The organism is Nocardia sp. CA-151230, assembly GCF_050942175.1.
GTDB lineage: Bacteria > Actinomycetota > Actinomycetes > Mycobacteriales > Mycobacteriaceae > Nocardia.
The window spans coordinates 1-23,483 of the sequence record NZ_CP192062.1 but is presented as its reverse complement, the minus strand read 5'-3'; the positions used below and the strand labels follow the sequence as shown (position 1 = coordinate 23,483).

The window sequence follows — 23,483 nt, the reverse complement described above, 5'->3', positions numbered from 1 at the left end:
CCTCAGCGGCAGCGAGCTGCTGGATCCACAGAGCGGGCTCAGACATCGCCGGCCTCCTCCGCCTTCGGCGCGACCTGTACCGCCCGGGTCTCCGCGTCCCAGTAGCCGTAGTTCTCGATCTCGTAGGTGGGCCGGATGATTCGCGATTCGGTCCAGTCCTCGCTACACACCACGAGCATCACGTTGCCGGGACGGGACCACTTCACGCTGTCGATCAGCTCCTGGAGGTCCCATGTCGGGAAGTGGTTGGTGCCCATCGCGTAGACGGCGCCGGTGTAGAGCCGGGTGCCGCCCGCTGCTTCGGTACTGATCGGTTTCAGGGTGTCGCCGAACCGTTCCACCTTCGCGATGGCTTCGAGGAACGGCTGGATGCCCTTGTCGCTGGAGTAGTCGAGGCACAGCAGCAGGTCCGTCGTGTAGCTCATCAGTTGTCTCCCTGGTTGTCTCGGTCGGCGTATGGCGGGATACCCGCCGCGCGGAGCTTGGACTCCAGGCGGCGTATGGTGCGGCTCTGCTCGGCGATCTTGCGCTGGAAACCCTTGGGCGCTTCCGCGTGCTCGAGTTCCTTCACGCGCCATTGCGCGGCTTCCACGGCATGGGCGGCGGCCTGGCGCTCGTATTCGCGTTTCAGCAGTTCGGCTCTCTCCTGGTAGCGGTCGGCCATTTTCGCGGTCCATGGGTGGCAGCCGCAGTGTTCACAGACGCTGGACTGGCGTCCGGCGGAGTCGCTCACTGGTTCTCCTGGTTGTCTCGGTCGATGGCGGCTTGTGCGCGGGCGGACGGCGAGCCCACGACGCTGATGTCGTTGCTGTTCACGGTCTTGCGCAGGTGTGGCCGGCACACCAGGCACGGGATCGGGCGGTACTCGTCGTCATAACCGGTGATCCCCTTGCAGCCGGGACGGCCACACGGAGGCACCGGCGTGGGGTCGGTGGGCTCTCCGGTGCGGTCATAGGCCATCGGGTGACTCGCTAACCGGGGTTATCGGCTGCCACAGCACGATCACGGGCAGGTCGATCTGCGAGTGGTCGTATTCGCCGCTGTCGCCGAAGTCCAGCCACTGCAAGCCGACGTCCTCGATATCGACACGCAGCCAGGCGTTCGGGACGGGGTCGGAGTCCCAACCGGCCCAGCCCGTTTCGAGAACGATCGCTCCCGCCGGGAGCGCCTCGAGATCTTCGACGGTCTCGATGATGCGGGCGGGAGGACGCCAGCCGGCAGCCAGCAGGTCGTCGGCAATCTTCGCGCGCCGCAGATCCTGGACCGCCTCGCGGCGCTCCAGCGCATTCCTCGTCTGGCCGAGCGCGAACGCCTCCTGTTCGTCTGCAGGCCACGACGCACACCACACGTCCCGCTCGAATGCGAATCCGGCGCGGGCGAGGGCTTCGGCCAGGGTGTCTCGGTCAGCCATGGACGGCCTCCCGCAACTGCTCGATCGCGACATGAAGCCCTTCGGCGATGCCGAAGTATCCGGCCGTCCGGTGCTCGTTCTCCTCGGCCGCCCATGCTTCGAACAGATCGGTAACGCGATCGAGCCGCTGCTCCAGCTCGGGCACCCGCTCGGCCAGTTCGGCAGCCCGCGATTGCGCCTCGTCGCGGTCGCGGAATGCCTGCACGAACTGGCGCTGAGAGAACCGCGGCCGCTCCGCCTCCAGCTCGGCGATGCGCGCCAGGGAGTGCTCCAGGACGGCGTGCATGACGTAGAGCTCGCTGAGGCGATCCTGGGCTTTGTCGCGCCACTTGCCCGCTAGCCGCCGCCAGCCGGTGATGTCGAGTTCCTGGTGATCTTCGGCGATGAGGTCTCGATCAGGCATTGCCACTCTCCTCGGTGTCGAGCAGCGCGAGCGCCGCGTCGTACAGGGCGATGAATCGCGGCTTGGTCGCCATGTCGCGCCAGCGCTGGACGTCGGCGCGGGTGTGGGACTTGCGGGCGATGAGCGCGCCCTGGCCGTTGCGTGCGCGAATGTCGCCGTCCACGTCCCGGCCGGCGGGCTCGCCGTTGTCAAACAGCGGCTGCACAGGCTCGGCCGGGGTGTCCAGGAGCGCGAGCGTGGCCCGTCCGTCCGCGATCTGCTGCTCGATCCACTCCTCGTCGACGAGTTCCTGGGCCGCCCAGGTCTCGGCGACTTCACGGAGTTTCGCCACTCGCTTGCGCAGCTCACCGAGTTCGGCCACCTGCTCCCACACGCCCTGCCAGTCCACGTACCCGGCATCAGTGCCGTCACCGCGTTCGGGGTCCGGGACGGTGCCGGTCGCCTCGAGGGCGATCTGGTTGTACTCGCGCAGGGCGATACCGATCAGCTCGTTGCCCGACTCCAGCTCGGTGATGCGATGCTCGGCGCCAGAGAACATGGCGCTCAAATTCCCGCACCGTTGGTCCAGCCCGGCAATGCGGGCGTTGGCCTGCTCCAGCTGGTCGAGCAACAGCCCGAACCTGTTGGCCATGTACACGAACAGCTCGGCGTCCGGGATCCGCATACCACGGGCAATGACCTCGCGGTAGCCGTCCTTGCCCGGGAGGAGCCGGTGCAGCGAATGCAGGTCGGTGAAAATGCCTTCACGGCTCGCGATTTGGAACGGGCCGGGCACCGCGGCGGCGAGCTTCGCGCGGCCGTCGGCGATGAGTTCGGCGATGAGGTCTCGGTCAGGCATGGTCACGCACCCCGCAGCCACAGCCACGCGACAAACCCAGCCAGCACGAACAGAGCGATCAGGACGAGCGCGTCGGGCCACGACACGTGGTCTCCCTGTTCGGCAGCGGCCAACAGCAGGGTGTTCATCGGGTTTCCTCCAGAGTGTTCGCGGGTGCCGGGGCGGTGGTGGGCAGGAAGTCGGGGCCGGCCAACGCGATCGCGTCGCGGTCGGTGGTGCGGGTCTTGGCGAGGGCGATGCCGTCGACTCCGACGACCGTGCACGCCGCCCGGACAGCGCCGTAGGTGTCCTCGTAGAGGCGGTCGACCCGCAGGGTGCGGGTGTTGTGGTTGCGCTTGTCGCGCAGGAAGTCCCCAACGGCGATGGTGTTGCCGCGGCGGCCGGTGTAGGTGGGCAGGTCACGCTGCGCCATGAGCTGACTCCTTGCTGTGGGAGTGATCTTGGGTGGTGGATTCCGGCGGCCCAGACGGCACGCTGGCGGACTGCGGGGTCTCGTCTGTAGCGATCACCTCGTTGACGGTCTTGACGATCCCTCCGAGCCCCAACGGCTTCGCCGGTGTGGCCTCGAGGGCCTGGCGCTCGGCCAGCTTCTGCCGGAACTCGGCCAGCTGCTCCTCGCTCAGACGCACATCCGGCGTGCGGCCCAATGCGACGCGACGCGAGAACCGGTGCGCGTCAGGCGGACTGAAGCCCATGTCCTGCAGCACGTGGTTCGCGGTCTCCATCAGCTGCCGCTTGTCATCCGGGAGTGCCTTGAGGGCTTCGAAGTAGCCGTCGCGGGCATGGCGGACGATCGACCCCGGCAGCGGCTTGAATCCCTCGTCGGCGAGCCGGTAGGCGCGGGCGGTGCCGGCGAGCAGATCCTCACGGGACAGCCCGGACTCGGAGAACACCTCCGCCCACGCCAGGATCGTGGACTCTCCACCGGCCGGGAACCACGGGTCATTCGCGGCGCACTTCGCCAGGACCAAACCAGCGGTGTGCTTGTCGTCGTCGGTGATCATGCGAGCTCCATCAGCGGTGGCGGATCAGGCGGTGGGGGTGTGGTCATGCGCGCCGCCATGTCCAGGTAGCCCTGGACCTTCTGGTCGGCCTTGGAGAGCCCGGAAGGCGCCGCACGGCTGCGGGTTTCGTTGGCCTTCAACCGGAGCTGGTCGTACTGGGCCCGGAACTTGGGCATCGACAGGATGTTTCCGCGCCAGAACGAGTCGTCCTGGCACCACTCGATGAGCCGCATCGCCTTGTCGAACTCGCGACCGTCGCGGTCGAGCATCAGCCGGGCCTCGGTGCGCCACTTGTCGGTGACGGTCGCTTTGGATCCGTTCGCGGCGATGCGGTCCCGGAGTCGGGCGCAGAGGGCCTCGACGTCTTCGCGGTACGGCTCCGACTTCTCTCGCGGCGGCTTCGCCGACGAAGAAGTCTCTTCTACGTAACCAACATCAGAACAGTTACGTACACCTACACCTTCACCTACACCCGAGTGATCGGAATGGGATTCGAATGCCATCCCCTCACCGGGGTCAGATCCAGATCCGTTCGCGAACCCATCAGAATGCCATTTCGATGGGTTTACCTCGGCATTCAAACCCCATTCCGACCCCTCTTCAACGGAATCGGAATCAGACTCGGATGCGGCCAGGATGTCAGCGACACGGGATGCCTCCGGCAGCTTCAACCGATACAGCTCGATCGCCAACGCCTTACGGATGACGGGGCTCTCCGCGGACTCGGCACACTTGAGTGCGTTCTTGAGGATGTACTTGTGCTTGATGCCTCCGTCGTGGCGGATGAAGCTGCGGATCAACACTTCTTCGGTCTCGTCGTTGTCCACGACGATGAACCCGCGCTGCGACAGCGTGCCGAGATCACGCCATACGGCGTCCACGGTCAGCTCCGCGCAACCCTTCACCCACTTCGTCACCTGCAGCGGGAGAACGCCGGCGTTGTTCACCGTCGGCTGCGACAGCAACTGCATGTACAGCGCTTGTGCAGAACGCGGCAGCCCGCGGAAGTCTTTGTCCTGCCAGATCTTGCAAAGGATCCGGCCGTGATCCCGGGTTGTCATCGGCGCACCGCCTTGCCGTCGAAGTCGAACAGGGGATCCATCGAGTCCCACAACGGATCCGGGCCGCAGTTCACCGAGCACACCGAGGTGCGTGCCATCTCCTCGATCTCGTCCGGGTCGTCGAAAGCGCCACCCCAACCCCACTTCTTGCGGTGGGCGGGAATGTCTGGGCGGTCGGCGATCTCGTCCTCGACCTCGCCGACCTGGCGGATGAACGGGTCATCGGGGAACGCCGCCCGCCACCGATCCGCTTCGCCCGCTGTGGCATTGGCTAGGCATCCGCATTCGCCGGACATGCCGAGCACCTGAGCAACGGGATTCAGCGGCACGTCGGGGTGCAGGAGCCGGTATGCGCGGAGATCTGCCTTGTGCCAGACGGCCAGCGGCGATATCCACACCACAGTCCCGCGGGGGTCGGCGTACGGGATTGTCGAGCGCACCTTCGATTCCGGTCGGCGGCGGCCGGCGATGAACACCACCCGCTGGTTCTTGGATCCGCTGATGCCGAAGTCGTGCGGCACCTGTGCCAGGCCGCGTTCCTTGAGCCGCTGGTACATGACCGCATGCGCGGCCGGGCCGGGAAACCCTCCTGGCCACGCCTGCACCAGCTCCCCGGTCTTACGGCTACGCGCCATCACCTTTCCGCGGACCAGGTCGAAGTAGCCCTTGCCCGGATCGGGTGTGTGCTCGATCAGCGGGATACCCCAGTCTTGGGCGGTCGACCTCACGAAGGCTCGCGTGGCTTCGATGCCTGTACCGGTGTTGGCGTGAACCTGATGGGTGGCGAGGCCACGGACGAGATGGGCAACGGTGTAGGAATCATTGCCTCCGGAGACCAGCGAGCAGATGCCGGCGACGTCCTTGCCGGTCGTGTGCTCGCTGATGGCTCGGTCGAGCTTGTTCTGCGACAGCGCGATCAGTGCGCGGACTCGAGTTTGCCTCTCCGACAGGGTCAGTCGCAGCACCAGCTCCAACGGCGTCGGGTACTCCGGGTGCGGGTCGAGCGGGTCATGGTCGACTGGCACGTCGTCGTCGAACCCGAACGGCAACGTCGGCGCGGCCGGGCGATGCCGGGACGTGCGTGCACTGCCGCTCACGGTTCGACCTCCGTGAACTCCTGGCCGCTCCAAGGGTCCCGGTGGGGCAGGTCGTGGCCGGCGGACAGGCCGCACCATCCGTTGCCTTCCAGCGCGTGTTCGTCGCACTCGGGATTCGGGCAGTCGTGATCACCGAGGTGATAGGTGCAGAAGTACTTGCCGCAGCCGGGATCCTCGTCACCCCTATGGCCGTCAGGATGCCGCCCACACAGATGGCCGAGGCCACGATCAATAGCCGCATTGCAGTCCGGGTGGTCGCATTCGGCGTCGACCGCGTATCCAGCCTCGCGGCCGTCGGGAAGCAGGTAGTAGCCGTACCCCATCAGAGGTCACCCCCAACCGGGCGCACGCCACCGTCGTCCGACAGCAGCACCGACCGGCCACGCCGCAGCACCGGCACATCCGCGGCCTGCTTCTCGACCATGTGCTGCGAGATCAGCCAGCCCTGCACCAGCGCCAAGGTTCGATGCGACTCGATGAAGGCGTGGTGCTCCAGGCAGATGTGCAGCCCGTTCGCCGCCCGATTCACCCACGGCACCGACGTCCCGCCGAGGCCCCGCGGACGCCGGTGGTGCATGTGCACGGCCGCCTCGGGGCAGTCGGCGATCTCGCAGATACCGCCCGAGCGGGCCGCGATGAGCCGCCGCGCGGACGCCGGGAACCCTTGCGGCTTCGACTTCTTCGACCGCGGCCGGTACCGGATGGCGTCCTTGGCCAGGTTGAGGGGATTGCGTTGGATCGTCATGCGCCCTCACCCCTTCCGGCGACGCCGTACATCTGCCTCACCGAGGCGCCCACCGACTGCCAAGCACGCAGCTCCGCATCGAGCGCCTTCGCCGTGCGTTCGGCATGCCGGTAGGTGACATCGGCCAGATCCCTTGCCTCCCGGGCATCCCCGGTGGCGAGCTCGGCGTGATACTTGCGCTCGTGCGCCGGCCCGTCGGCCGCCAGATATGCCTGGGCGTAGGCGCGGTCATAGGCGCGGTCGGCTTCGAGGAACGCGCTGTAGGTGTTGGAGCACACCGTGACACCGCGGGAGATCCTGCTGGCGCACTCGCGGATCGCTTCCTCGATTTGCACCGGGTTGATGTCAGGCATCGTCGCCCTCCCGATCGATCTCGTCGTTGCCGAGGGATACCTGCTTCTCCACGCCGTCCTGCATGTCCTCCGGCGCGCTCTCGGTGTCGGCCTCGGGGTGGACGAGCGTGCCCTTCACGAGGGCGGTGAGCTGGCCGCGGTTGTACAGCGAAAGGCCCCAGTTGTCTCCCAGCGCGATCGCCGCCCGCTTGATCGACAGCGAGATAGAAGATTTGTAGGCCAGGTCATGGGCGTCACCGCGGGAAGGTTGGCCCTGCGCGGTAGCCGTGGACCCGTTCTCGTAGTGGCACATCTCGTTGCCGTGAGGGTCGCGGACCGTCAGCCGAACCATCGCGCGGTAGCAGACATCCCACGCCTGGAATGGGTCGCCGTAGGGTTGCCCGTCCTTGTCCTTCTTCTGCTTCTGGTAGGACTCTTCGAACACCGTCTCTGCGTTGAGCACGTCGATGTCGAAGTTGCCGAAGCCGAAGACCCGGATCAGGTGCGCGAGCACATCCTGCTGCGATACGTGGGCGTGGCCCTTCGGATCTCGCAGCACTCGCGCCGCCGCGATCGGCTTCAGCATCTGCGCGACCTGCGCTGCGGTGAAGCTCATGCGAACGCCTCCAGCTTCGGCAGCTTGCGGGCGGCCCGGACCTGCAGCGACAGCTGCGCGAACTCCCAGCCCTTCGCCAGGTCCAGCGGGTACGGCGTCACCTTGGGTTCTCCCCCGCCGCGGATCGGCGCGTGGATGAGCAGCCCGTGGTCGAGGTCGATCTCCTCGTGCAGCGGGGCGCGCGCGCCGGACTCCTGGTCGTAGCGCTCCCCGCGCGCGTAGATCGCCACCTGCACAGTGGTTTTCAGCGGATAGTCCGGCTCGGACTTGCCGGTCTTCAAATCCCCGACGACCACGCGGCCGGTCTTGCGGTGGCGCAGCAGCCGGTCCAGCGAGCCCGCGGTCTGCAGCTCGTCGTTGACCACGAACACTTCGGTGTCGAGGACCTCCCAGTCCGCCATCGCCGTCTGGTATTCCGACAGCCACGGGATCAGCGGCGGCGGCGCGAACTCCGGGCGCCGCCCCTGATCAACGATCTCGGTCAGGCCGTGGAAGGCGGTGCCCATCCCGGCCGCGTCGTCACTGCCGGCCACCTGCTGGGCGCGAGCCACGAGCGGCTTGAGCTGCTTCTTGCCGACCGGGTCCTGCCATGGATCCCGGTACGCCGAAACCAGGTGCGCGAGTTGCGCATACAGGGAGGCGTCACGCACCACCCCGACCGCGGCGTTGGCGGCCGACCAGTCCAGCAGGCCGGACTTGTCGTCGAGGGTCTCGGCGAGCGTCGACACCCGCGTGTAGGCGACGGCGTTGACCGGGGTCTTTCGCCCCTCCTCGTACCGGAGGGGCTGGCCGTCCTGCGAGACGAACGGGCGGCCGAAGTAATCCCTTTTGACGGCGTGGTCGGTCAATTCTTGTCCCCTCGGGAATGAGCGGCGAATGCCTTGAGTGCGTCGCCCAGCTCGTCGATGCGGTCTGCGTCGAAGGAGCCGCCGTTCTGCGGCTCGAACTCGCGGTTGTAGTACTCGCCCACCGTGATCCGGGTCCGGCCCATCGGCTCGAGCTCGAACTCGAAGCGCGTGAACCCATCGGTGAGGGCGAAGCGCCAATCACCTGCGTCCGTGATCAGGCGATGGATCATGCAGTCCTCCAATGCAGCTGCTCGACAATCGAATCGGTGACGGCCTGGGCGCGGTCGGCGAGCGTGCTCGGCGGGTTCTCGAAGGGCACCCATGTGGCCAGGCACAAGATCACCTGCGCCATCCGCTCCGGCTCCTGCACGCACCTGCGGGCGAGTTCGCTGTAATGCCACTGCGATCCGAGATCGGCATCACGCAGGTCCTGGCAGATGTCCAGGGCGTGCTTCGCCACCTCGTCGAGGTCGGTGTAGTGGGACATCACCGACTCCTCACGCACGGGTCGCAGTAGGCGAACCCACCGGACTTCTGCACCGAGTCCGAGGTTCGGTGCAGCCTCCTCCCGCAGGTCACGCAATCGGCGCGGCCGCGAAACTGGTGGGATCGCTTCAAATTCCGGGCCGCCGCGACCTCCTGCTGCGACGGGGGCGCGGGCGGCACGGCTCCGGTGGCGTCCCAGTACCCGCGGCCGGTGACGATGCGGTCGATCACGTAGCGGTTCACGTTGAACTCGCGGGCGATCCGCAACCGCGGGACGCCCATGCGGAAGCGGGTGAGCACCTGCTCGGCCTGCTCCGTGGACAGCTTCGGACGAGGTCCGATCCGCCGACGCACGGGAGCCGCGCCCGTCTCAGCGCTGTACCGTCGCCCACACCGGACATCCGAGACCGTTGCGATGCTGATGCTGTACCGCTCGGCGAGCGCCTCGTCGGTCGAGCCGCAGCTCGCCAGCTTCACCAGCTCCCGTGCCTGCTCAGGCGTCAACGATTTCGGGCGGCCCATCAGAGCGCACCCCTTCGGTCCGCTTCCTCGTAGTCGCGCCACCGGTCCGGGTCATCGCCCACCGTGACGTCGTCCTCGTCGTCGTCCTGCGGCAGCGCGTTCAGCCGGGCGTTGGCGCGCTCCGTGAACCGCAATGCCCAGATGAGCAGCAACGCCGTGAGGGTGATGGCGCCACCCGCAATAGCGCCGGGCAGATCAACGGTCACGGAGTCACCTCCGGTCCATCGAAACGGGTGCTGTCCTCCATCTGCTGGCGGCGCACCCGCAGGGTCAACCCGGGGCGCTCCTCGCCGTCGCTCTCGGGGTCGTCATCGCCGACGATCTCGAGGGTGCACTCACCGAACGCCACCATGAAGGTGTAGGCGCAGCGCCTTGCGAAATCGACCATGGACTGGCGGCCGAGGCCGGAGGTGAACCCGATCAGGCCCACACCCTCCTCTGCGACATCCACAGCCCACGGCAGACGGTCGCCGGGCCGATGGGTAATGCGCGCAATCAACTTGGCGCTCACCGGACACCTCCCTTCGGCATGGCGGCCCGGCCATGCTGCGCCTCCCAGGACGCAGTGGAAGTCCAGCCGTCCACCTTCGGGAGGTTCTGCAGCCACTGGTCCCAGGGGAGCTCGGCGTCCCATGCCGAGTTGTCCAGCCGCAGTTCGCCGTTGCGCACCACCGGCATGCCGGCATCGACCTCGGTGTCGCCACGGTGCAGTGCCTTCGCGAAGATGCCCACGAAGAGCGCGCCGATGAACCGGTCGGTCAGAGTGAAGTGCTTCATGCGGCCACACCCCGCTCACCCATCAGCAGCCAGATCTCATAGGCGACCTCGAACTCCCGCGAGCTGGGGGCGTTGGTCGACATCACGCCGGTCAGGTACTCGAGCAGCTGATCCCGGTCGGCCATGGCCAGGGCCCACACGCGTTCGCCGATGATCCGCGGGAGCGAACCCTCCTCACCGGCGAGGAGCGCCTTCACGTAGTCGAGGGCGGTGTGGCTCATCGGATCTCCTCGGTGGTGTCGTATTCGCGGACCTTCGCCCCGTACATGCGGGCCTCCTCGAGCTGCTCGCGCACGAAGTTGGTGGCGGCCGACCGGCCGGCCGACTCCAGCGCCAGCGCCACCCACTGCAAGTTCTGGTGGCCGAACTCAGATGTCTGCGCGTCGGCTCCGCAGCAGTCCCACCGCTCCGACCAGGGCTCCAGGGCACGGAACTTCGCGCCCAGCGCCTGAACTCGCAGCAGCAACGTCTCGTGCTCGCGGATCACCGCGGCCAGTTCGTCGTTCAGTTCCTCAGGGGTGTGCAGCGGTTCGGTGAGCACCAGCAGCGGCCACAACTCGCGGGCCGCGGCCACCGCTTCGGAGTCGGCGGGGTCCTCGTCGAAGATGGTCAACAGCAGGTCCCGGATCTGGATGTCGGTGAGGTCGTAGCCGATTCCGGCCAGCCGGTAACGCACCGAGCCGCGGGGCTGCGACCACCAGCGGAGCAGCAGGTCGCGGCACGCACGGGAGTGCAGGATCTTCGTCATGGCATACTTCTTTCTCGCGATGTGAATTTCGCTGGCCGCCCGGTTTCGCACCCTGGCGGCCGATTCCGTCCCTTGGCTTGGAGGTCAGGGACGGAAGTTGGAGGCCTCCCCCGCGTCCGTTTCGCGCGGTTGAGCGGGGGAGGCGGCCTCACCACCCTGAGCGGAATCAGCAGGCAGTGAGGAAACTCGAATCATGCGCGCCAGCAGCAGCGCGCCCGGGACGGACAACACCGCCCAAATCAGCAGCGCAATCAGCGTTTCGGTCATCGCCGACCCCGATAGGTATCGAGGTTCGGGACGTCGGTGGACGCGCCCGGGAGCGCCGCGGGAACTACCCCGGCAGCATCAACCGGGCTCGCCCCGCCCTCGGCAGCGGGCGAGGGGCAGCCGCCGAGGGAGCCTGTGCGCGAAGTGCGCGTGACGTACATCAGGTAGCTGCGCATCCGGCGGTTGCGGCGAGGCCACGTCAGGTAGAACCAGGCCACCTGCAGCACGGCTGTCACCAAGCCGCTGGTAAGCACGACCACGCCGCCGAGAAGCATGCCGATGAACTGGTCGATGGAGATCCAGCCGAGAGACACCCACGCCCAGGCCACTGCCATCACGCCGGCGCTGAGCATGAGCGCGGTGAACAGGAGCTGCCTGGCTGCACACACCGTCGACCGCAGGTCCGGGGAGTTCATGCGTCACCGCCTCTGGCGATGGCCTTGGCGAGAGCGACGAGTTCGGCCCCGAAGCGCTCGTAACCATCAGCGGGCCAGCGGATCTCGCTGCTCCGCTGGATGATGCACTTCGCGCCGAAGGACTCGATCAACTGCTTGCGCCGGGCAGCCGACGATCGAGACTTCCACTCGCGGCTGGTTGTCGGCCAGATGAAACGCTCTGTGCCCATGCGCTTGACGTAGTAGTCGGAGGGCTGCCATCCCTGGGGCTTCCAGTTCGGGTCCTGGCCCATGACGTCCGGGTCGAAAGGCGATGGGATCAGCGCGCCCTGCGGGTACTCCACGATCTGGACGCGATACAGGTAGCCGCCAGAACTCATGCCGACCGCCGCAGGAATTCCTCGAGGCTTGCGCCCTCGAGCTTCAAGGCAACGGTGACCGTGTCGACCCCATGCTTTTCGCACAGATCGAGCAGCTTGCGCGCAGTGGCGATGTTCATGCCGTCCGCCTTCCGGCGGCTGTTCGCGGCCCGGATGATCTGCATCAGGTCGCGATTGCTCATGTCCTGCCACAGCACCTGCTGGTAGGCGCGGTCGCCTTCCTCCGACGGCCGCATAACACCCATCCGTGCTGACTTCTTGATCACTACCGATTCGCCGTCGGCGATGTTCACGAGCTCCGACTGCTTCAGCCAGTTCGTGCCGCGCCGCTTCAGGCCGGTCTCGATCAGGTCGTCGAGCAGCCACTGCGGCCAACGGCGGCCGGCGGCCAATGCCGAATCGAGTCCCGCCTTCAGCCGGTCCCCGAACTCGCGGGTCGGGCGCGCATCGCCCACCGCGTCATGGGTTGCGTCGTAGAAGATCTGGTCATACTCGGCGCGTTCCTCGCTGGTGAGGTATCGCATCTCAAACACGGGTGCCTCCGATGAGTCGAAGACCTTGCGGCCTATGGGATTTGAGCTGCTTCCAGAACTTGGCCAGCGCGTCGAACTCGCGCTCGAGGTCGTCCCACTCGCCAGGTTCGATGACGGCCGCAACGTTTTCGGCGTTGAACTGGATGACCTGGATGGCTCGGCTCATCGCGTCGGAGAACTGCTTGGCCAGGCGTGCGCGCTGCACATCCGGGTCGGTCCCGACGTACGCCTCCACTGCGGCATTCAGGTCGCGCGACGAACGCTCGACAGCAGCGCCGGTCTGCTTGACATCCTCGAGCGCTTTGCGGGCAATCTCAACGACCGGTGCAGGCGCAGGAATCTCCGCCTTGCCGCGCTTGATAACGCCCCGTTCGGCGACGTCACGAATCTTGTCGACCTTGTCCAGCGTTGAACCCGAATAGCCGGTGCCCGCACTAGCGACGTTCTTGGTCTTGGTGGCGGCGGACGAACTTGGTACCAAGTTGGTACGAGGTTCCGACTTGAGGTCGGTCCGCTCCCCCTGGCGTTCCCGCGCCTTCGGCGCGAGCAGCTTCGCGCGGCGTTCGCGGGCTCGCGCGGCCTCGTATGGCGTCAAGCCCTTGCGGCAGGCGTTCTCGTCGGCCTCTGCCCGCAACACGTCGGCAGCAGTTTCCAGGCTGACGACGGTGACCGGGACGCATTCCCAGCCAAGGGATTTCACTGCGGCCAGTCGCCGATCCCCGGCGACGAGCTCGCCGTCTTCGGTGATCACGACCGGGTGAAGCAGCCCCACCTGCTCGATGGAGCGCGCCAGCTCGGAGATGTCGCCGAGCTCCTGGCGGTCGCGCTCACCGACGATGATGTCGGAGATCCTCAGGTCGCCGCTCATGCCGCGTCACCAACCTGGTTGCGTCGCACCCGATCCCGCTCCTGGCGGACCCAGCCGCGCATGATCCGGACGGCCGGGGCCATGTCGCTCGGCTGGAAGTGAGACATCTGCTCCGCGATCCACGCCTCGTCGAACTCCGGTGCGCCGCTCATGACAGCTTCTCCATGGCCTTTTCGAAGAATCGCCCCGGATCGACCTGCAGAACGCGGGCGATCCGCAGGAGCTCCCGGACGCGGAACGGCCGGTGTGCATTGAGGCGGCGGCTCAAAGTGGTCTCTGAAATACCGATTGCGCTGGCGACGGCCTTGCGCTTGTTGCCAGAGCAGTCGATCGCGGAGGTGACCGCTTCGGCGACCGCCTGGTCCGTGATGTCCATGTCGGCAACATTAGTGCCAATCTAGGCACTTTTCAAGGCCGACGCGCCCAGTGCGGCACAGAAGGTGCCGATCTGGGCACCTTCCGGCTAACACTCGAACAACACGACGAATCACCCAAGGGCTTGCCGAGATGCCCAAGCGGGCATCAGAATTGCCCACATGGACACGAACGCCGACCTCGAAGGGGTCGACAACGAGGTGCGCGAGGAGCTCGCGCGCCTAGACGCCGCTCTGGGCAGGAAGTTAAGACGCCTGCGCCGCGGCGCTGATATGAGTCAGCAAGAGCTCGCCGACGCCTCTGGCGTCGGCAAGCGAACGCTGGTGCGATTCGAGCAGGGCGAGCGCCCGATGAACACTCGGCAGTTGCAGATTTTCTGCCGGATCTTAGGAGTTACACCGGGGCAGTTCGTCACTGAGGCCGAGGCGGAAATCGGCATCGAGTAGGGAGGCGAAGTCGATCCCTCGCTGGCGAGACTTCACGATCGCCAGCGATATCGGCATGTCCTGCCAGCCCTGACCGAGCTGGCGGTCCGCATCGCCGAGCTCATCACCGCCGGGAATTGGGGAGTTCCCATTAACGCCGTTCACAATACAGCCGCCTCGAAATCGTCCGCTTTCGCTATTCGGCCGCTTGCTGACTCGCGCATTGATGCGCCCCTTACTCCCCGAACCCCTATTCCAAACGCCCGTATTAATTCGGACTTAGGAAGCATATTAGTTGGAACAATCTCTAACACAAGGCTTTTGAGGGCACGTGTTTACGACCAGTCGGTCTGTTCTGGGCAAACGTGTCGTGACCCGACACGCCGCCAGGCGAATTGGCACGGGAAGTCGGTTTATGGCACAGATGGCCATGTCGCATGGGTATCAATCATGATCGCCTGCGTTTCACAGGCTACCTACCTGCGGGACCTAACTCCGGTGTGCGCCACCGAATTTAAGCGGACGCACGGTTACACCAATCGAGCCGTCGCGGAATCCGGGCCCGCCAATCAAACGATTGATCACAACCAGCACGGTGTGCCTCAGCACGTAGCGCTTCTTGTTCATATCCGCTGCAGCCCAAAGCTCCCGGGCATTCGGCCCCATGAACTCATCCAGCACCGGGTCCCCCGACGCCGACCCGACCCGTTTCTCCGCCTCGCGGATCTGAGACTCGACCTCCTCGACATAGGCCGCGACAGCATCAGCCGACATACGAGTCTTGGCCGCCCCCTTGATGAATGCGGCGATGTCCGCGCGCATCTGCTCGATCGCCGCCAGCTCGGCGTCCACGGAATAGCCAGGCTCGTTATCATCAGCTACCAACTGCGCCGCCGTTTCCGGGTTCTCCAGCAGCCGCAGCAACACTTCCTCAACGTGACTATCGGTGCGCTGGATCGTGCGCGACACATGCCCGAAATCGGCGCACTGATAGCGGTCATCACCCCGCGCTGATCGCATGCGCTTCACATCGCCCGGAAGTCCTTGCTCCAGGCACAATCCGCATTTCGCAAGGTAACTCAGCAGGTATCGGGGCTCGGTGCTGCGCCACGTCGGACCAGCGTCGAGCACGGCCAGTATCTGGCGATACAGCTCGGGATCGACCAGCGGCTCCCAATCGCCTCTGCCTCGGATCTCCCCATAGTTTCCGCGCATGCCGTATGTCGTTGGGCTGCGCAGGTATCGGGTCACGTCGTTGATGCCGAACTGGCCGCTGCCGCCGGCCGCCTTCCATCGTGGCGCGAGATCCTTTGCTACCGAACGCCTCGACTCGTGATTGAGCACCCGCCGGGCAGCCTCGGCGATGATCGGCCCCCGAACCGGATGTGGCACACGCTTGACGACCTTCCCCGTCTCGGGATCACGCACGAGCATGTATCCGGGCGCGATCCGGCCGTGTGCCTTGTTCGCCTTGGCGTTGGCCTCCATGGCGCGCAGCACCCGCTTGCGGGTCTTACCTACCTGCTTCGCGCCGTCGAGGATGTCCTGCCACACGCGGTTGCGGTCGTCGTCATCATTCAAGTCCCAGATGCGGCCGTCGTAATAGAGCCGCACACCGATCCGCGCGCACATGTCGCAGAAGTCACCGAAGGCCTTCATGTCACGGGTGAGCCTGGACGGCTCCCACACGACGAGCACATCCCCCGACTGCAACAAACGAGGGAGCCGCTTCCAGTTCTCGCGCTCGCGCCTCGAATGCCGGGAGGCGCCGCGGTCGTTGTCGGCCAGGATCTCCGCGATCTCCCAACCCTCCTCGACGCAGTCTCTCGTACACTCCTCGATCTGCTCTTCGCATGAGCGTCCCCTGGCGGAGTCGTCCTTGGAGACGCGGGCGTAGATGATCGCCCGGAGGATCGCTACTGGAGAACGCCGCGCGCGTGCACTCATGGGCACACGGTAGGACGCGGTCCCCCTATTGACAAGTCTGCGAGGTGAGATGACTATAGCGGTACCGCGCTAGGGGCCCAGTTAAACCGCCTCCGACCAGCGCGTTACCGGCTACCGACGGAGCTCGCAGTGCCCGACTCTCGCACCGCCATCGTCCCCACCGATCACCCGAGCCAGCTCGAGAGACGGCTGTGCGCGATCCTCGCCTACGCATCCCGAGTGGCCGAATCCGAATCGGGAGATCCGCTCACGCAACTTCTCAGCGAGCGCGCCGTACTTCGGTCCGAGCTTTTCGCCTGGGTGGCCGAGTTGCGAATTGCAGACGCCCACAATCAGACATAGTCAGCCTGGCAATTCGCCATTCCTCGACACCATAGACCTCACCAACGAAATAGCCTGCGAATCGGTGCGAGCCATTGCGCTCCAGCCCCGCATAACCGGGCCGGGCCTTTCGGCACCGGCGCCCGTCCATCCACCAACGGCGTAGGTCCAATCATCGTGAAGGTCGAGATACGCTGCCGCCGCGATCCGGCCCGCGGTCAGACGAAACCACCCGCCCAGGTTCCGATCCCACAGCCGTAGTTCCCCATGTCCCCCATCGCCGTAGACAGCTACGTTCCCGTCCCGGTAGGTGACCGAGGCTTCGAGGACCTCTATCTCCTGGCCGATCTGCCACGCGAAGAACCATTGGCCCTCGAGGTCGAGGTCCATGGGCACGCGGCCGGCGAGTACGTCGAGCGTGATGCCGAGCACGAACGCAATTCTCTCCGCTGCAGGAAGAGAGGGCAGTTGTTCGCTCGCTTCGTATCTGGCGATCTGCCGCTGAGTGGTCCCGGCCAGTCCGGCGAGCTGCTTCCGCGACAGGCCACGCCTCTGCCGCATCGCATGGATCACCTCGCCCGGACCGCTCACGGATCTCATAGGACAACACGGGCATCAAAAGACTTGCTTCCGATGGCTAACTGGTCATCCGAATTGTCTCGAAAGTAGCTACGCAGCAGACCAACTAGTCCTATGCTGAGCGAGCGCTCCGACCTGTTGTGCATGGCCTTGCGTTCGTGTTCCAACCACTCACGGCCTCCAGGTCGGAGCGCCCTCACGCATAGGAAAAGCCCCCTCTCGCAGCTCATATGCGAGAGGGGGCTTCTGTCTATCGCTGGGTCAGTCGATGGTTGTGATGCCACACCACGCCGCGAACCCGCGCACAGTCTCCGAGGCACGCGCTTCTTGCCGAGCAAGCATTCGAATCGTTTCATGGACCATCGGGTGGTACCTGGTCTGAGTTGGCGCAACACGCTTGGCCACCTGCAGAGCACTGAAAGCGCCCTCTCGATCGCCATGAAGGAGAAACCCCCGCGCAAGATCGATGTAGTGGTGCCCTACCCGCTCGCGTGGGGTGCCGGTCGGCAGATGAACATCTTCCGATCGCCTCACCGCTTCCGTGCCGTCCATCATCTCCACGGCCAGCCCTACGGACCAGATGTCGACGTTCGCGGGCCCGAAGCACAGGCGGTAGTCGTCGCGGTCCTCTCCTAAACGCTCTGCGGTTTCCCTTGCCTCCGCGAGGTGTGCGTCGGCGAGGTCCCGACGCCCGCCCCGGGCGGCGGCCAGCCCCGACTTCAGGTGCAGGTTCCCCCACATCGCCAACGTCGCTGGGTCTTCACGATTGAGCTCGGATTCGATACGGCGACGGCTGTTCTCGAGGAACCTTCCCGCTGCAGCCCAATCGGCGGTGGCAATCATCTCCCCTGCGCGCTGGTAATCGCCAGCCAGGACCGCCAGTTCATCGCCCGATCGGGCAGCCGCCCATTCGTAGCGGTCCACCGCAAGGGAGGAAAGATCGACATAGCCGAGCTTGTAGGCCACCTGGGAGGCAGCTGCGTAGGCCTCGGCGAGCAGACCGAAGATCCGCTCTTGGTCCGGGCCTGAGGTCGAGTGCCAGGCGATTCGCAAGTCGTGCAGTAGGTCTGGCAGAAACCGCCCCAGCTCGCCGAGTTTGACCGAGTGGCGTAACCGCGACGCGCGCGCGACATCTCCCGCGAGCTCAACCAACGGTCGTGCAGGCACATCTTCTGGCGGGATTCGGTACGAGGCGAGTTCGCGCCTGATCTCCGGGATGCCCGCGTGCACCATCTGTTCGTCTCGGGTGGTACGCGGATAGGGCTGGTCGAACAGCTCGGTCACGTTGACGCCGAGCGCCCGGGCGCACGCACTCGTAAACGCGGGGCTTGCAGGAACTCGCCCCTGCTCGACGTGGCGCAACAGCCCGAGGGAGAACTCATTCCCGAACTCGAGCGCCAGTCTCTTCTGTGTCCAGCCACGCAACCGGCGAGATGCTGCAATGCGCTGGCCGATGCTCTCTGAGCCATGGGTTTGGGTCATCACGGTCACGGTTCCCATCTCATACGAATCCCACTACCAAAAGTACTAAAACTTTTAGTACTTCGCTCCCCTTCGATGCGTGATTCTGTCTATGCCTCCCGATACCGGAGCGTGGCGAAGGTCGGCGTTCGTGTCCAAAGCAACGTCGCCCCCCACGCCCGGCATCGGGAGGCGCAAATCCAACCGAACACAGCCCACGAGGTTCCGATGTCGACGAACTTTGCGTTGATCGGCCTGACCGCAGCACTCGTAACGGTGACCGCATGCCTGTACCTGCTGCCCTTGCGTGACTCCAGATCCGCCGCCAGACACCGACTCAAGCCCGACTCCCCGGACGACGCCACAAAGTGGCTGGACGCGTCGAGCCACGATGCGCCCCGGATCGCGCTCAGCCCCATCGAAGCGCACGCGACCATGCAAACCCACCGTGAATGCAGGACCGCGGATTGCGCACGCAAGGCAGCCGCGTTCGACACCCTTACCGGCACCGGCGCCATCAAGCCGAGGACACGATGAACGCCGCGACGCGGGACCTGTGGCGCAACGCTCACCGGTTCTGCACTGACACACCACCGGCCATCAAATCCCTCGACCAGGCCCGAGCCGTCCTCGACGACCACGGTCGGCATGACGAGAACTGCCGCCAGCTCCACGCCGCGCTGCGCCACGTAACGGAGGCAACAGCATGACTGAGCCTGGATGGTGCAACGACTGGTGCGACCACGGATTCATCTTCGGCATCACCGAACGACTCGCGCAGGGGATCGCGAAGATTCACGCCGGCTGCACGCCCCCGTGCCCGCGGGTGACGACAGCCCGCGAATACCTGGCCGCACGCCGCACCGGCAGCTGACTGATCGTGCCAGTCTCTGGCGTGTCACCGCGCTGATCGTGAAGCATATCCGCAGCATTGTGAAGCATGTCCGGAGCACGATCCGTCGAAGGGATGCCCGTGACCAAGATGATCCGCAGTCGAGTCGCGCCACTCGTGCTCAGTGGCGTATGCGCAGCGCTGCTCACGGCCTGCGGGTCCACGGCCAAACCCGATCAGAAGCTGGACAACGACCACCTGGCACACGAATACGCTCAGGCGGTCTACAACACGCAGCTCGGGAATGCGGCCTCGGGCGTCGACACGGCAACGAAGGCCGCCGTCAGCGCTGCCGATGCCAACTGCAGCGCGCTGAAGACGGCGAAGAACGATGGCCTGCTGACCTTGAAGGGCGACGGACCGACCGATGCTGACGCAATCCGAGGTCTCATCACCGGTCTTCGGAACACCGGTCTGACCTCTGAGCAGGCCCTGACAGCGATCACCGTGAGCGCGAAATATAAGTGCTCTGAGTTCAATTCAGCTTTGGAGTTGTATCAAGCCATCCACGGCTACAACTGACGGTTCAACCTGACCATTCGTGCCAATCGTGCGCGCCGTGCTGCGAAATCGCTGACAGCCAGGCAGCATCAGCGCCACGGCGCGGCGGGGAACAGCGCGCCGACTCAATCCAGGGGACCGCGCATAACGCGCGGACACGAGTCGAAGGCCACCATATGAATCGCATTGCGCGAGTGGGAGTCATGGCCGTCTTGGCCATCATCGGAATCAGCACTGCGGCGGGCACCGCGTCCGCCGACTGCACCGGGATCATCTACGGTCGCCAGGCTTGCGAGGACACCGCGAGGTCATACCGGAACGCCGGATACACCGCGGACTGCATCCTGCTGGTCAACGACAAATATGTCGTCGACTACCACCGCAGCAACTACGGCGACACGGCCCCTCCCAGCCTTCAGGGGTTCGTGCAACGGCTCGCCGGAATCCTCGCCACCGGCAGCGCTTCGGCGTCTCAGTAGGTCACCCAACCCTGTGAAGGTCACCGTATGAATCCCGCCACCCCCGGCATGCCCTACTCGCCGCAGAACGCCGCACCTGTCAATCCGTTCGACCAGTCGCCAGCCACGCAGCCCTACATGATCAACACCGCTCCGCTGGTGATCAACGGGCAGCCCATTCAACTGCCGCCAACGGTGCAGCCGGTGTATGTCGTCCGAGTCCCCATGGACCAGATCGCCACTGCGGTCATGCGGGGCATCATCCGCGCGACCATCTTCCTGGCCCTGATCGGATTCGTCCTCGGCATCGTGATCATGGTGGCCATAAACCACTGATCAAACGCCGAAAGCCGCCCCAGCCGAGATGGCTGGGGCGGCTTCGTAGCTCGGTCGAGGTGGGGCCGTTAACCGGTGTATGGGCGCGCGTTGCGGTGGCGACTCCGGCGGTTACGCGCTTGCCCTTGGCGATTCGCCCACCTGAGATTTCCCGGCTCGTAATTGCCTTCGTTGTCGATGCGGTCCAGTGTGAAGTCCTCCGGGCGAGGGCCGAGCGCCTCGTCTAAGTACAGCGCGAAAGCCGGATAGTCATCGCGCCATGCTTCGTACATCGTGATACCCCGGCCTCCGTAATACTCCCAATCTGCGTGTGTCTCGCAGAAGCACTTACCCTTGATCGTCTGCCACAGACGGTAGCGGTAGTCCGAATACCCTGTGCCGTGCTTGCGAAGGGCGAGGCCCGCCGTTTCGACCTTGAAGCAACCGCAGGAGGTCGATTCGCCGGACTTCAAGTTGCTCGTATTGATCGCCCGCTCGGTACCGCAATCGCACCGGCAACGGACTTTCCTTGCCCCCGGCTGATGGTCTTCTGTCGTCAGCCATCGGCCGAATCGTTGCCCGGCCAGCATGGTGGACTCGCGCGGCTCGCGCACACAGCCGCAGCAAGTCGACCTCCCATCGCGCAGGGAATAGATGTCCACGGACTTGCGAGTGCCGCAGCGACATTCGCAGAGGACCTTCCGAACTCCGGGCGCGCGGCCCTCAACGAGCGTCCACAGACCGAAGGTGCTTCCCGCTTCTCCCATCATCACTCGACAATACGTCAACCGGCCGTGCTGGATATAGTGGGATCACTCCTCCCATGTGACCCACACGGAAATATTGACCGCAGCGGCACTGGTCGGGGTGGCGCGGACACGCAGGACGTTGCCGGCCGGGACTTCCCATTCGCGACCGAGCGGGCTGTATTTCACGTAGTAGAGCCCGTTTTCGTAGTGGTAGTCGAGCAGTCGCGGGGTGGTGATGGTGCCTTCAGTGGAGCTGCCTGCGGAGTATCCGGTCGCGCCGGTGCCGAGGCTGACGGTGGACGCGGCACCGCTCGGGACGTTCACCTTGGCGATACCGGCAGCGACGTGCGCGGTGAGGCCGGTGGCCGCGACCGTGCCCGTGTCGATCAGCTCGACGCGCACGTTGTTGGTCGGGGCGGTGTCGAAGGTGTAGCCCCACTCGATGACACGAATGGAAGTCGTGCTGGCGGTTTGGATCTGGAGCATGGTGCGCGCGGTGCCCGAGGTCGCTCCGGTGGCCTGGGTAGCGACCGGGCCGGTGGTGATCGATCCGGTGGCGCCGTTCCAGCAGCTGTATACGGGGGCTGGCATGGTGTCTCCTTAGTAGAGCGTGGCCTGGTTGACCGCGACCATCGCGTTGTATGGCTGGGTGCGGGTGCCGCCCGGGGTGACGTGGATGTAGGTGGTACTCGCGCCAGTGCTGCCGGATGTGGATGCGACAGTGTCGGTTTCCCAGATCTGGAGCTGGTCTCCGTTGTTCGCGTAGTAGGAGTAGGACAGCGTCGAGGTGGTTCCGTTGCTCCCAGTGGCCACGGTCGCGCCGTTGACCTTCAGCGTGATCGTCATCGAAAAACCGGAGATCACGCCTTGCGCAGCGACAGAGACGCGCCCAGCACGATTGATCGTGATCGTCCCCGACGACAGCGACGTATATGGGTAGCTGGTGTCGACGGTGTCGAAGACGATCTGTTGCCCCGTGGAGCCCGCGCTCGACCACGCTGCGTTGCGGTATGCGCCAGCCGGATTCGGCCAGGTTGAAGCCACAGATCACCTCAGGATTCTGGTCGGGGTCAGCTGACGAAGGCGGGGATGCTTCGCCGGTCGGCGGTCGCTACCTGCGTGCGGTCCTCCGCCACGACCACCACGGTCCGGTCGTCCGCGGTCACGTACACGGTCCGCTCGGGTGGGGTGATGGGATCCGGTGCGCCGACGATCCACGCGTGCGCGGTCAGGCGCGCGGTGACCACCGTCGTATTGGCTTGCACATGCAGTAGGCCGACAGCTGCCGCGGAGAGCGCGGCGGTGACAGCGGTTGTGGTGTCGCAGTGAACGATCCGCACTGCAGCGGCGGTGAGGCTGGCGGTCACGGCCAGTGCGCCGTTCGCCGTTTTGACGCCTGCGGCAGTGCGTACCGCCGATGCGGGGCGTGAGATCGTAACCACGGTGTTGGCGTCCGCGAACGTACCCATGGTCGCGGTGAGCGTTGCGACCATTACAGTCTCGGCCGCGGCGGGCCGTGACGAGGCTGCGTCAGCAGTCAGCGCGGCGGTGACCACGGTGTTGGCATCGGCGACGGTAGCGCGGTGAACCGCGGCCGTTAGGTTCGCGGTCGCTGTCGGGGTCGCGCCGACGTTCGCAGTGCGTTGCCCGGCCGCGGTGAGTGCCGCCGTCATCGTGGCGGTCGCGTCCACGTTGGCTGTCCGGGTCGCTGCCGCGGTGAGCGTCGCGGTGACGACGGTCGGAGCCTGAATGGCGGGTCCCGCGAATGCGGTGGTCGTTGTCGTGGCCGTGATCACCGTGGAGGCGTCCGCCGATCCGGACCAGTTCTGCCCGGCGGTGAGACCAGCTGTGACAACAGTATTCGCCGAGATGGCTGTCGATACGCTCGCCGAGGCGGTCAGCGTCGCGGTCACCACCGTCGACGCGTCGACATTCGCTGTGCGCTGTGCGCTGGCGGTCAGTGTCGCGGTCGTCGTCAGCGATGCGTCTGCGGAGTAGACGCGGGTCGCGGCAGCGGTGAGTGTGGCCGTGACCGTGGTGCTGGCGTCCGCGACATATGCGGTGCCGTGGACGCGCGGGCGGAGCAGGAAGTAGTTGGCGACCGGTTGGGACCGGCCGATACGTGCCAT

Annotated in this window: 44 protein-coding genes; 6 read left to right on the top strand and 38 right to left on the bottom strand. The window is 65.6% G+C overall.

What is annotated here, in order from left to right; translation table 11 throughout:
- Positions 1-38: 38 nt before the first annotated feature.
- The 31 genes from ACQP1O_RS42965 to ACQP1O_RS42815 all read right to left on the bottom strand — a co-directional run bounded on the left by ACQP1O_RS42965 (position 39) and on the right by ACQP1O_RS42815 (position 13,707).
- Complete coding sequence (locus tag ACQP1O_RS42965) at positions 39-425, bottom strand: hypothetical protein (protein ID WP_433568119.1); 387 nt, start codon at positions 423-425, stop codon at positions 39-41.
- Positions 425-733, bottom strand: a complete 309-nt coding sequence (locus tag ACQP1O_RS42960) for a hypothetical protein (protein WP_433568118.1) — start codon at positions 731-733, stop codon at positions 425-427. The genes ACQP1O_RS42965 and ACQP1O_RS42960 overlap by 1 nt, the downstream gene beginning before the upstream one ends.
- Entirely contained in the window at positions 730-960 is a 231-nt protein-coding gene (locus tag ACQP1O_RS42955) for a hypothetical protein (protein ID WP_433568117.1), read from the bottom strand. The genes ACQP1O_RS42960 and ACQP1O_RS42955 overlap by 4 nt, the downstream gene beginning before the upstream one ends.
- A complete protein-coding gene (locus ACQP1O_RS42950) occupies positions 950-1,411 on the bottom strand; it encodes a hypothetical protein (protein ID WP_433568116.1) in 462 nt (153 codons plus the stop codon). Before ACQP1O_RS42950 ends, ACQP1O_RS42955 begins: the two co-directional genes overlap by 11 nt.
- Entirely contained in the window at positions 1,404-1,814 is a 411-nt protein-coding gene (locus ACQP1O_RS42945; RefSeq protein WP_433568115.1) for a hypothetical protein, read from the bottom strand. Before ACQP1O_RS42945 ends, ACQP1O_RS42950 begins: the two co-directional genes overlap by 8 nt.
- Positions 1,807-2,652: a hypothetical protein gene (locus ACQP1O_RS42940; RefSeq protein ID WP_433568114.1), complete on the bottom strand. Its 846-nt coding sequence runs from the start codon at positions 2,650-2,652 to the stop codon at positions 1,807-1,809. The genes ACQP1O_RS42945 and ACQP1O_RS42940 overlap by 8 nt, the downstream gene beginning before the upstream one ends.
- A gap of 2 nt (positions 2,653-2,654) precedes the next feature.
- The gene (locus tag ACQP1O_RS42935; protein WP_433568113.1) at positions 2,655-2,780 is read right to left on the bottom strand and encodes a hypothetical protein; all 126 of its coding nucleotides are present in this window, start codon (positions 2,778-2,780) and stop codon (positions 2,655-2,657) included.
- A complete protein-coding gene (locus ACQP1O_RS42930) occupies positions 2,777-3,064 on the bottom strand; it encodes a hypothetical protein (RefSeq protein ID WP_433568112.1) in 288 nt (95 codons plus the stop codon). The genes ACQP1O_RS42935 and ACQP1O_RS42930 overlap by 4 nt, the downstream gene beginning before the upstream one ends.
- The gene (locus ACQP1O_RS42925; RefSeq protein ID WP_433568111.1) at positions 3,051-3,656 is read right to left on the bottom strand and encodes a hypothetical protein; all 606 of its coding nucleotides are present in this window, start codon (positions 3,654-3,656) and stop codon (positions 3,051-3,053) included. The genes ACQP1O_RS42930 and ACQP1O_RS42925 overlap by 14 nt, the downstream gene beginning before the upstream one ends.
- The gene (locus ACQP1O_RS42920) at positions 3,653-4,717 is read right to left on the bottom strand and encodes a hypothetical protein (RefSeq protein WP_433568110.1); all 1,065 of its coding nucleotides are present in this window, start codon (positions 4,715-4,717) and stop codon (positions 3,653-3,655) included. The genes ACQP1O_RS42925 and ACQP1O_RS42920 overlap by 4 nt, the downstream gene beginning before the upstream one ends.
- Positions 4,714-5,814: a phosphoadenosine phosphosulfate reductase family protein gene (locus tag ACQP1O_RS42915; protein WP_433568109.1), complete on the bottom strand. Its 1,101-nt coding sequence runs from the start codon at positions 5,812-5,814 to the stop codon at positions 4,714-4,716. Before ACQP1O_RS42915 ends, ACQP1O_RS42920 begins: the two co-directional genes overlap by 4 nt.
- Entirely contained in the window at positions 5,811-6,137 is a 327-nt protein-coding gene (locus ACQP1O_RS42910) for a hypothetical protein (RefSeq protein WP_433568108.1), read from the bottom strand. The genes ACQP1O_RS42915 and ACQP1O_RS42910 overlap by 4 nt, the downstream gene beginning before the upstream one ends.
- A complete protein-coding gene (locus tag ACQP1O_RS42905) occupies positions 6,137-6,559 on the bottom strand; it encodes a hypothetical protein (RefSeq protein WP_433568107.1) in 423 nt (140 codons plus the stop codon). The genes ACQP1O_RS42910 and ACQP1O_RS42905 overlap by 1 nt, the downstream gene beginning before the upstream one ends.
- Entirely contained in the window at positions 6,556-6,912 is a 357-nt protein-coding gene (locus ACQP1O_RS42900; RefSeq protein WP_433568106.1) for a hypothetical protein, read from the bottom strand. The genes ACQP1O_RS42905 and ACQP1O_RS42900 overlap by 4 nt, the downstream gene beginning before the upstream one ends.
- On the bottom strand, positions 6,905-7,507 hold the full coding sequence (locus tag ACQP1O_RS42895) for a Rad52/Rad22 family DNA repair protein (RefSeq protein WP_433568105.1): 603 nt from the start codon (positions 7,505-7,507) through the stop codon (positions 6,905-6,907). The genes ACQP1O_RS42900 and ACQP1O_RS42895 overlap by 8 nt, the downstream gene beginning before the upstream one ends.
- Entirely contained in the window at positions 7,504-8,355 is an 852-nt protein-coding gene (locus ACQP1O_RS42890; protein WP_433568104.1) for a PD-(D/E)XK nuclease family protein, read from the bottom strand. Before ACQP1O_RS42890 ends, ACQP1O_RS42895 begins: the two co-directional genes overlap by 4 nt.
- Positions 8,352-8,585, bottom strand: a complete 234-nt coding sequence (locus ACQP1O_RS42885; RefSeq protein WP_433568103.1) for a hypothetical protein — start codon at positions 8,583-8,585, stop codon at positions 8,352-8,354. The genes ACQP1O_RS42890 and ACQP1O_RS42885 overlap by 4 nt, the downstream gene beginning before the upstream one ends.
- Positions 8,582-8,842 (bottom strand): hypothetical protein, encoded by a 261-nt coding sequence (locus ACQP1O_RS42880; RefSeq protein WP_433568102.1) that lies wholly within the window; start codon positions 8,840-8,842, stop codon positions 8,582-8,584. The genes ACQP1O_RS42885 and ACQP1O_RS42880 overlap by 4 nt, the downstream gene beginning before the upstream one ends.
- Positions 8,842-9,363: a hypothetical protein gene (locus tag ACQP1O_RS42875; protein WP_433568101.1), complete on the bottom strand. Its 522-nt coding sequence runs from the start codon at positions 9,361-9,363 to the stop codon at positions 8,842-8,844. Before ACQP1O_RS42875 ends, ACQP1O_RS42880 begins: the two co-directional genes overlap by 1 nt.
- On the bottom strand, positions 9,363-9,569 hold the full coding sequence (locus ACQP1O_RS42870; protein ID WP_433568100.1) for a hypothetical protein: 207 nt from the start codon (positions 9,567-9,569) through the stop codon (positions 9,363-9,365). Before ACQP1O_RS42870 ends, ACQP1O_RS42875 begins: the two co-directional genes overlap by 1 nt.
- On the bottom strand, positions 9,566-9,874 hold the full coding sequence (locus ACQP1O_RS42865; RefSeq protein WP_433568099.1) for a hypothetical protein: 309 nt from the start codon (positions 9,872-9,874) through the stop codon (positions 9,566-9,568). The genes ACQP1O_RS42870 and ACQP1O_RS42865 overlap by 4 nt, the downstream gene beginning before the upstream one ends.
- Entirely contained in the window at positions 9,871-10,140 is a 270-nt protein-coding gene (locus ACQP1O_RS42860) for a hypothetical protein (RefSeq protein ID WP_433568098.1), read from the bottom strand. Before ACQP1O_RS42860 ends, ACQP1O_RS42865 begins: the two co-directional genes overlap by 4 nt.
- Positions 10,137-10,361 (bottom strand): hypothetical protein, encoded by a 225-nt coding sequence (locus tag ACQP1O_RS42855; protein WP_433568097.1) that lies wholly within the window; start codon positions 10,359-10,361, stop codon positions 10,137-10,139. Before ACQP1O_RS42855 ends, ACQP1O_RS42860 begins: the two co-directional genes overlap by 4 nt.
- Positions 10,358-10,888, bottom strand: a complete 531-nt coding sequence (locus tag ACQP1O_RS42850) for a hypothetical protein (RefSeq protein WP_433568096.1) — start codon at positions 10,886-10,888, stop codon at positions 10,358-10,360. Before ACQP1O_RS42850 ends, ACQP1O_RS42855 begins: the two co-directional genes overlap by 4 nt.
- An 84-nt stretch (positions 10,889-10,972) precedes the next feature.
- Complete coding sequence (locus ACQP1O_RS42845; protein WP_433568095.1) at positions 10,973-11,155, bottom strand: hypothetical protein; 183 nt, start codon at positions 11,153-11,155, stop codon at positions 10,973-10,975.
- Positions 11,152-11,571, bottom strand: coding sequence for a hypothetical protein (locus tag ACQP1O_RS42840; protein ID WP_433568094.1), 420 nt, complete (start codon positions 11,569-11,571; stop codon positions 11,152-11,154). The genes ACQP1O_RS42845 and ACQP1O_RS42840 overlap by 4 nt, the downstream gene beginning before the upstream one ends.
- Positions 11,568-11,930 (bottom strand): hypothetical protein, encoded by a 363-nt coding sequence (locus ACQP1O_RS42835; protein ID WP_433568093.1) that lies wholly within the window; start codon positions 11,928-11,930, stop codon positions 11,568-11,570. The genes ACQP1O_RS42840 and ACQP1O_RS42835 overlap by 4 nt, the downstream gene beginning before the upstream one ends.
- On the bottom strand, positions 11,927-12,454 hold the full coding sequence (locus ACQP1O_RS42830) for a hypothetical protein (RefSeq protein WP_433568092.1): 528 nt from the start codon (positions 12,452-12,454) through the stop codon (positions 11,927-11,929). The genes ACQP1O_RS42835 and ACQP1O_RS42830 overlap by 4 nt, the downstream gene beginning before the upstream one ends.
- 1 nt (position 12,455) lies before the next feature.
- A complete protein-coding gene (locus ACQP1O_RS42825) occupies positions 12,456-13,331 on the bottom strand; it encodes a ParB N-terminal domain-containing protein (protein ID WP_433568091.1) in 876 nt (291 codons plus the stop codon).
- Positions 13,328-13,483: a hypothetical protein gene (locus ACQP1O_RS42820; RefSeq protein ID WP_433568090.1), complete on the bottom strand. Its 156-nt coding sequence runs from the start codon at positions 13,481-13,483 to the stop codon at positions 13,328-13,330. Before ACQP1O_RS42820 ends, ACQP1O_RS42825 begins: the two co-directional genes overlap by 4 nt.
- Positions 13,480-13,707 (bottom strand): helix-turn-helix domain-containing protein, encoded by a 228-nt coding sequence (locus ACQP1O_RS42815; protein ID WP_433568089.1) that lies wholly within the window; start codon positions 13,705-13,707, stop codon positions 13,480-13,482. Before ACQP1O_RS42815 ends, ACQP1O_RS42820 begins: the two co-directional genes overlap by 4 nt.
- Positions 13,708-13,867: 160 nt before the next feature.
- Here ACQP1O_RS42815 and ACQP1O_RS42810 point away from each other — a divergent pair, with 160 nt between their 5' ends.
- Positions 13,868-14,152, top strand: a complete 285-nt coding sequence (locus tag ACQP1O_RS42810; protein ID WP_433568088.1) for a helix-turn-helix domain-containing protein — start codon at positions 13,868-13,870, stop codon at positions 14,150-14,152.
- Between the two features lie 468 nt (positions 14,153-14,620).
- Here the strand turns inward: ACQP1O_RS42810 and ACQP1O_RS42805 are convergent, their stop codons facing one another.
- From ACQP1O_RS42805 to ACQP1O_RS42795, 3 genes are all read right to left on the bottom strand, one after another.
- Positions 14,621-16,078: a recombinase family protein gene (locus tag ACQP1O_RS42805; protein WP_433568087.1), complete on the bottom strand. Its 1,458-nt coding sequence runs from the start codon at positions 16,076-16,078 to the stop codon at positions 14,621-14,623.
- Between the two features lie 342 nt (positions 16,079-16,420).
- Positions 16,421-16,990, bottom strand: a complete 570-nt coding sequence (locus ACQP1O_RS42800; protein WP_433568086.1) for a helix-turn-helix domain-containing protein — start codon at positions 16,988-16,990, stop codon at positions 16,421-16,423.
- Between the two features lie 249 nt (positions 16,991-17,239).
- The gene (locus ACQP1O_RS42795) at positions 17,240-18,460 is read right to left on the bottom strand and encodes a helix-turn-helix domain-containing protein (RefSeq protein ID WP_433568143.1); all 1,221 of its coding nucleotides are present in this window, start codon (positions 18,458-18,460) and stop codon (positions 17,240-17,242) included.
- 207 nt (positions 18,461-18,667) lie between these two features.
- Between ACQP1O_RS42795 and ACQP1O_RS42790 the strand changes: the two genes are divergently transcribed.
- The 5 genes from ACQP1O_RS42790 to ACQP1O_RS42770 all read left to right on the top strand — a co-directional run bounded on the left by ACQP1O_RS42790 (position 18,668) and on the right by ACQP1O_RS42770 (position 20,626).
- Entirely contained in the window at positions 18,668-18,976 is a 309-nt protein-coding gene (locus ACQP1O_RS42790) for a hypothetical protein (RefSeq protein ID WP_433568085.1), read from the top strand.
- A gap of 169 nt (positions 18,977-19,145) precedes the next feature.
- Entirely contained in the window at positions 19,146-19,313 is a 168-nt protein-coding gene (locus ACQP1O_RS42785) for a hypothetical protein (protein ID WP_433568084.1), read from the top strand.
- Positions 19,314-19,412: 99 nt separating this feature from the next.
- On the top strand, positions 19,413-19,853 hold the full coding sequence (locus tag ACQP1O_RS42780; RefSeq protein ID WP_433568083.1) for a hypothetical protein: 441 nt from the start codon (positions 19,413-19,415) through the stop codon (positions 19,851-19,853).
- 182 nt (positions 19,854-20,035) lie between these two features.
- Entirely contained in the window at positions 20,036-20,311 is a 276-nt protein-coding gene (locus tag ACQP1O_RS42775) for a hypothetical protein (protein ID WP_433568082.1), read from the top strand.
- A gap of 27 nt (positions 20,312-20,338) precedes the next feature.
- Positions 20,339-20,626 (top strand): hypothetical protein, encoded by a 288-nt coding sequence (locus ACQP1O_RS42770; RefSeq protein WP_433568081.1) that lies wholly within the window; start codon positions 20,339-20,341, stop codon positions 20,624-20,626.
- Between the two features lie 68 nt (positions 20,627-20,694).
- Here ACQP1O_RS42770 and ACQP1O_RS42765 read toward each other — a convergent pair whose 3' ends face one another.
- From ACQP1O_RS42765 to ACQP1O_RS42750, 4 genes are read right to left on the bottom strand one after another with little or no spacing between them, the layout of a single operon-like run.
- Positions 20,695-21,375 carry a hypothetical protein gene (locus tag ACQP1O_RS42765; RefSeq protein WP_433568080.1) on the bottom strand — a complete coding sequence of 227 codons (681 nt, stop codon included), beginning with the start codon at positions 21,373-21,375 and terminating at the stop codon, positions 20,695-20,697.
- A gap of 42 nt (positions 21,376-21,417) precedes the next feature.
- Positions 21,418-21,945, bottom strand: coding sequence for a hypothetical protein (locus tag ACQP1O_RS42760; protein WP_433568079.1), 528 nt, complete (start codon positions 21,943-21,945; stop codon positions 21,418-21,420).
- 9 nt (positions 21,946-21,954) lie between these two features.
- A complete protein-coding gene (locus ACQP1O_RS42755; RefSeq protein ID WP_433568078.1) occupies positions 21,955-22,398 on the bottom strand; it encodes a hypothetical protein in 444 nt (147 codons plus the stop codon).
- 26 nt (positions 22,399-22,424) lie between these two features.
- The gene (locus ACQP1O_RS42750) at positions 22,425-23,483 is read right to left on the bottom strand and encodes a hypothetical protein (RefSeq protein WP_433568077.1); all 1,059 of its coding nucleotides are present in this window, start codon (positions 23,481-23,483) and stop codon (positions 22,425-22,427) included.

What these genes read in the sequence shown, in the direction of transcription:
- ACQP1O_RS42965 (WP_433568119.1), bottom strand. Translation starts at nt 425, where the DNA reads ATGAGCTACACGACGGACCTGCTGCTGTGCCTCGACTACTCCAGCGAC.
- ACQP1O_RS42955 (WP_433568117.1), bottom strand. Translation starts at nt 960, where the DNA reads ATGGCCTATGACCGCACCGGAGAGCCCACCGACCCCACGCCGGTGCCT.
- ACQP1O_RS42950 (WP_433568116.1), bottom strand. Translation starts at nt 1,411, where the DNA reads ATGGCTGACCGAGACACCCTGGCCGAAGCCCTCGCCCGCGCCGGATTC.
- ACQP1O_RS42945 (WP_433568115.1), bottom strand. Translation starts at nt 1,814, where the DNA reads ATGCCTGATCGAGACCTCATCGCCGAAGATCACCAGGAACTCGACATC.
- ACQP1O_RS42940 (WP_433568114.1), bottom strand. Translation starts at nt 2,652, where the DNA reads ATGCCTGACCGAGACCTCATCGCCGAACTCATCGCCGACGGCCGCGCG.
- ACQP1O_RS42935 (WP_433568113.1), bottom strand. Translation starts at nt 2,780, where the DNA reads ATGAACACCCTGCTGTTGGCCGCTGCCGAACAGGGAGACCACGTGTCG.
- ACQP1O_RS42930 (WP_433568112.1), bottom strand. Translation starts at nt 3,064, where the DNA reads ATGGCGCAGCGTGACCTGCCCACCTACACCGGCCGCCGCGGCAACACC.
- ACQP1O_RS42925 (WP_433568111.1), bottom strand. Translation starts at nt 3,656, where the DNA reads ATGATCACCGACGACGACAAGCACACCGCTGGTTTGGTCCTGGCGAAG.
- ACQP1O_RS42920 (WP_433568110.1), bottom strand. Translation starts at nt 4,717, where the DNA reads ATGACAACCCGGGATCACGGCCGGATCCTTTGCAAGATCTGGCAGGAC.
- ACQP1O_RS42910 (WP_433568108.1), bottom strand. Translation starts at nt 6,137, where the DNA reads ATGGGGTACGGCTACTACCTGCTTCCCGACGGCCGCGAGGCTGGATAC.
- ACQP1O_RS42905 (WP_433568107.1), bottom strand. Translation starts at nt 6,559, where the DNA reads ATGACGATCCAACGCAATCCCCTCAACCTGGCCAAGGACGCCATCCGG.
- ACQP1O_RS42900 (WP_433568106.1), bottom strand. Translation starts at nt 6,912, where the DNA reads ATGCCTGACATCAACCCGGTGCAAATCGAGGAAGCGATCCGCGAGTGC.
- ACQP1O_RS42895 (WP_433568105.1), bottom strand. Translation starts at nt 7,507, where the DNA reads ATGAGCTTCACCGCAGCGCAGGTCGCGCAGATGCTGAAGCCGATCGCG.
- ACQP1O_RS42885 (WP_433568103.1), bottom strand. Translation starts at nt 8,585, where the DNA reads ATGATCCATCGCCTGATCACGGACGCAGGTGATTGGCGCTTCGCCCTC.
- ACQP1O_RS42880 (WP_433568102.1), bottom strand. Translation starts at nt 8,842, where the DNA reads ATGTCCCACTACACCGACCTCGACGAGGTGGCGAAGCACGCCCTGGAC.
- ACQP1O_RS42875 (WP_433568101.1), bottom strand. Translation starts at nt 9,363, where the DNA reads ATGGGCCGCCCGAAATCGTTGACGCCTGAGCAGGCACGGGAGCTGGTG.
- ACQP1O_RS42860 (WP_433568098.1), bottom strand. Translation starts at nt 10,140, where the DNA reads ATGAAGCACTTCACTCTGACCGACCGGTTCATCGGCGCGCTCTTCGTG.
- ACQP1O_RS42855 (WP_433568097.1), bottom strand. Translation starts at nt 10,361, where the DNA reads ATGAGCCACACCGCCCTCGACTACGTGAAGGCGCTCCTCGCCGGTGAG.
- ACQP1O_RS42850 (WP_433568096.1), bottom strand. Translation starts at nt 10,888, where the DNA reads ATGACGAAGATCCTGCACTCCCGTGCGTGCCGCGACCTGCTGCTCCGC.
- ACQP1O_RS42845 (WP_433568095.1), bottom strand. Translation starts at nt 11,155, where the DNA reads ATGACCGAAACGCTGATTGCGCTGCTGATTTGGGCGGTGTTGTCCGTC.
- ACQP1O_RS42840 (WP_433568094.1), bottom strand. Translation starts at nt 11,571, where the DNA reads ATGAACTCCCCGGACCTGCGGTCGACGGTGTGTGCAGCCAGGCAGCTC.
- ACQP1O_RS42835 (WP_433568093.1), bottom strand. Translation starts at nt 11,930, where the DNA reads ATGAGTTCTGGCGGCTACCTGTATCGCGTCCAGATCGTGGAGTACCCG.
- ACQP1O_RS42830 (WP_433568092.1), bottom strand. Translation starts at nt 12,454, where the DNA reads ATGCGATACCTCACCAGCGAGGAACGCGCCGAGTATGACCAGATCTTC.
- ACQP1O_RS42825 (WP_433568091.1), bottom strand. Translation starts at nt 13,331, where the DNA reads ATGAGCGGCGACCTGAGGATCTCCGACATCATCGTCGGTGAGCGCGAC.
- ACQP1O_RS42820 (WP_433568090.1), bottom strand. Translation starts at nt 13,483, where the DNA reads ATGAGCGGCGCACCGGAGTTCGACGAGGCGTGGATCGCGGAGCAGATG.
- ACQP1O_RS42815 (WP_433568089.1), bottom strand. Translation starts at nt 13,707, where the DNA reads ATGGACATCACGGACCAGGCGGTCGCCGAAGCGGTCACCTCCGCGATC.
- ACQP1O_RS42810 (WP_433568088.1), top strand. Translation starts at nt 13,868, where the DNA reads ATGGACACGAACGCCGACCTCGAAGGGGTCGACAACGAGGTGCGCGAG.
- ACQP1O_RS42805 (WP_433568087.1), bottom strand. Translation starts at nt 16,078, where the DNA reads ATGAGTGCACGCGCGCGGCGTTCTCCAGTAGCGATCCTCCGGGCGATC.
- ACQP1O_RS42795 (WP_433568143.1), bottom strand. Translation starts at nt 18,460, where the DNA reads ATGACCCAAACCCATGGCTCAGAGAGCATCGGCCAGCGCATTGCAGCA.
- ACQP1O_RS42790 (WP_433568085.1), top strand. Translation starts at nt 18,668, where the DNA reads ATGTCGACGAACTTTGCGTTGATCGGCCTGACCGCAGCACTCGTAACG.
- ACQP1O_RS42785 (WP_433568084.1), top strand. Translation starts at nt 19,146, where the DNA reads ATGACTGAGCCTGGATGGTGCAACGACTGGTGCGACCACGGATTCATC.
- ACQP1O_RS42775 (WP_433568082.1), top strand. Translation starts at nt 20,036, where the DNA reads ATGGCCGTCTTGGCCATCATCGGAATCAGCACTGCGGCGGGCACCGCG.
- ACQP1O_RS42770 (WP_433568081.1), top strand. Translation starts at nt 20,339, where the DNA reads ATGAATCCCGCCACCCCCGGCATGCCCTACTCGCCGCAGAACGCCGCA.
- ACQP1O_RS42765 (WP_433568080.1), bottom strand. Translation starts at nt 21,375, where the DNA reads ATGATGGGAGAAGCGGGAAGCACCTTCGGTCTGTGGACGCTCGTTGAG.
- ACQP1O_RS42760 (WP_433568079.1), bottom strand. Translation starts at nt 21,945, where the DNA reads ATGCCAGCCCCCGTATACAGCTGCTGGAACGGCGCCACCGGATCGATC.
- ACQP1O_RS42750 (WP_433568077.1), bottom strand. Translation starts at nt 23,483, where the DNA reads ATGGCACGTATCGGCCGGTCCCAACCGGTCGCCAACTACTTCCTGCTC.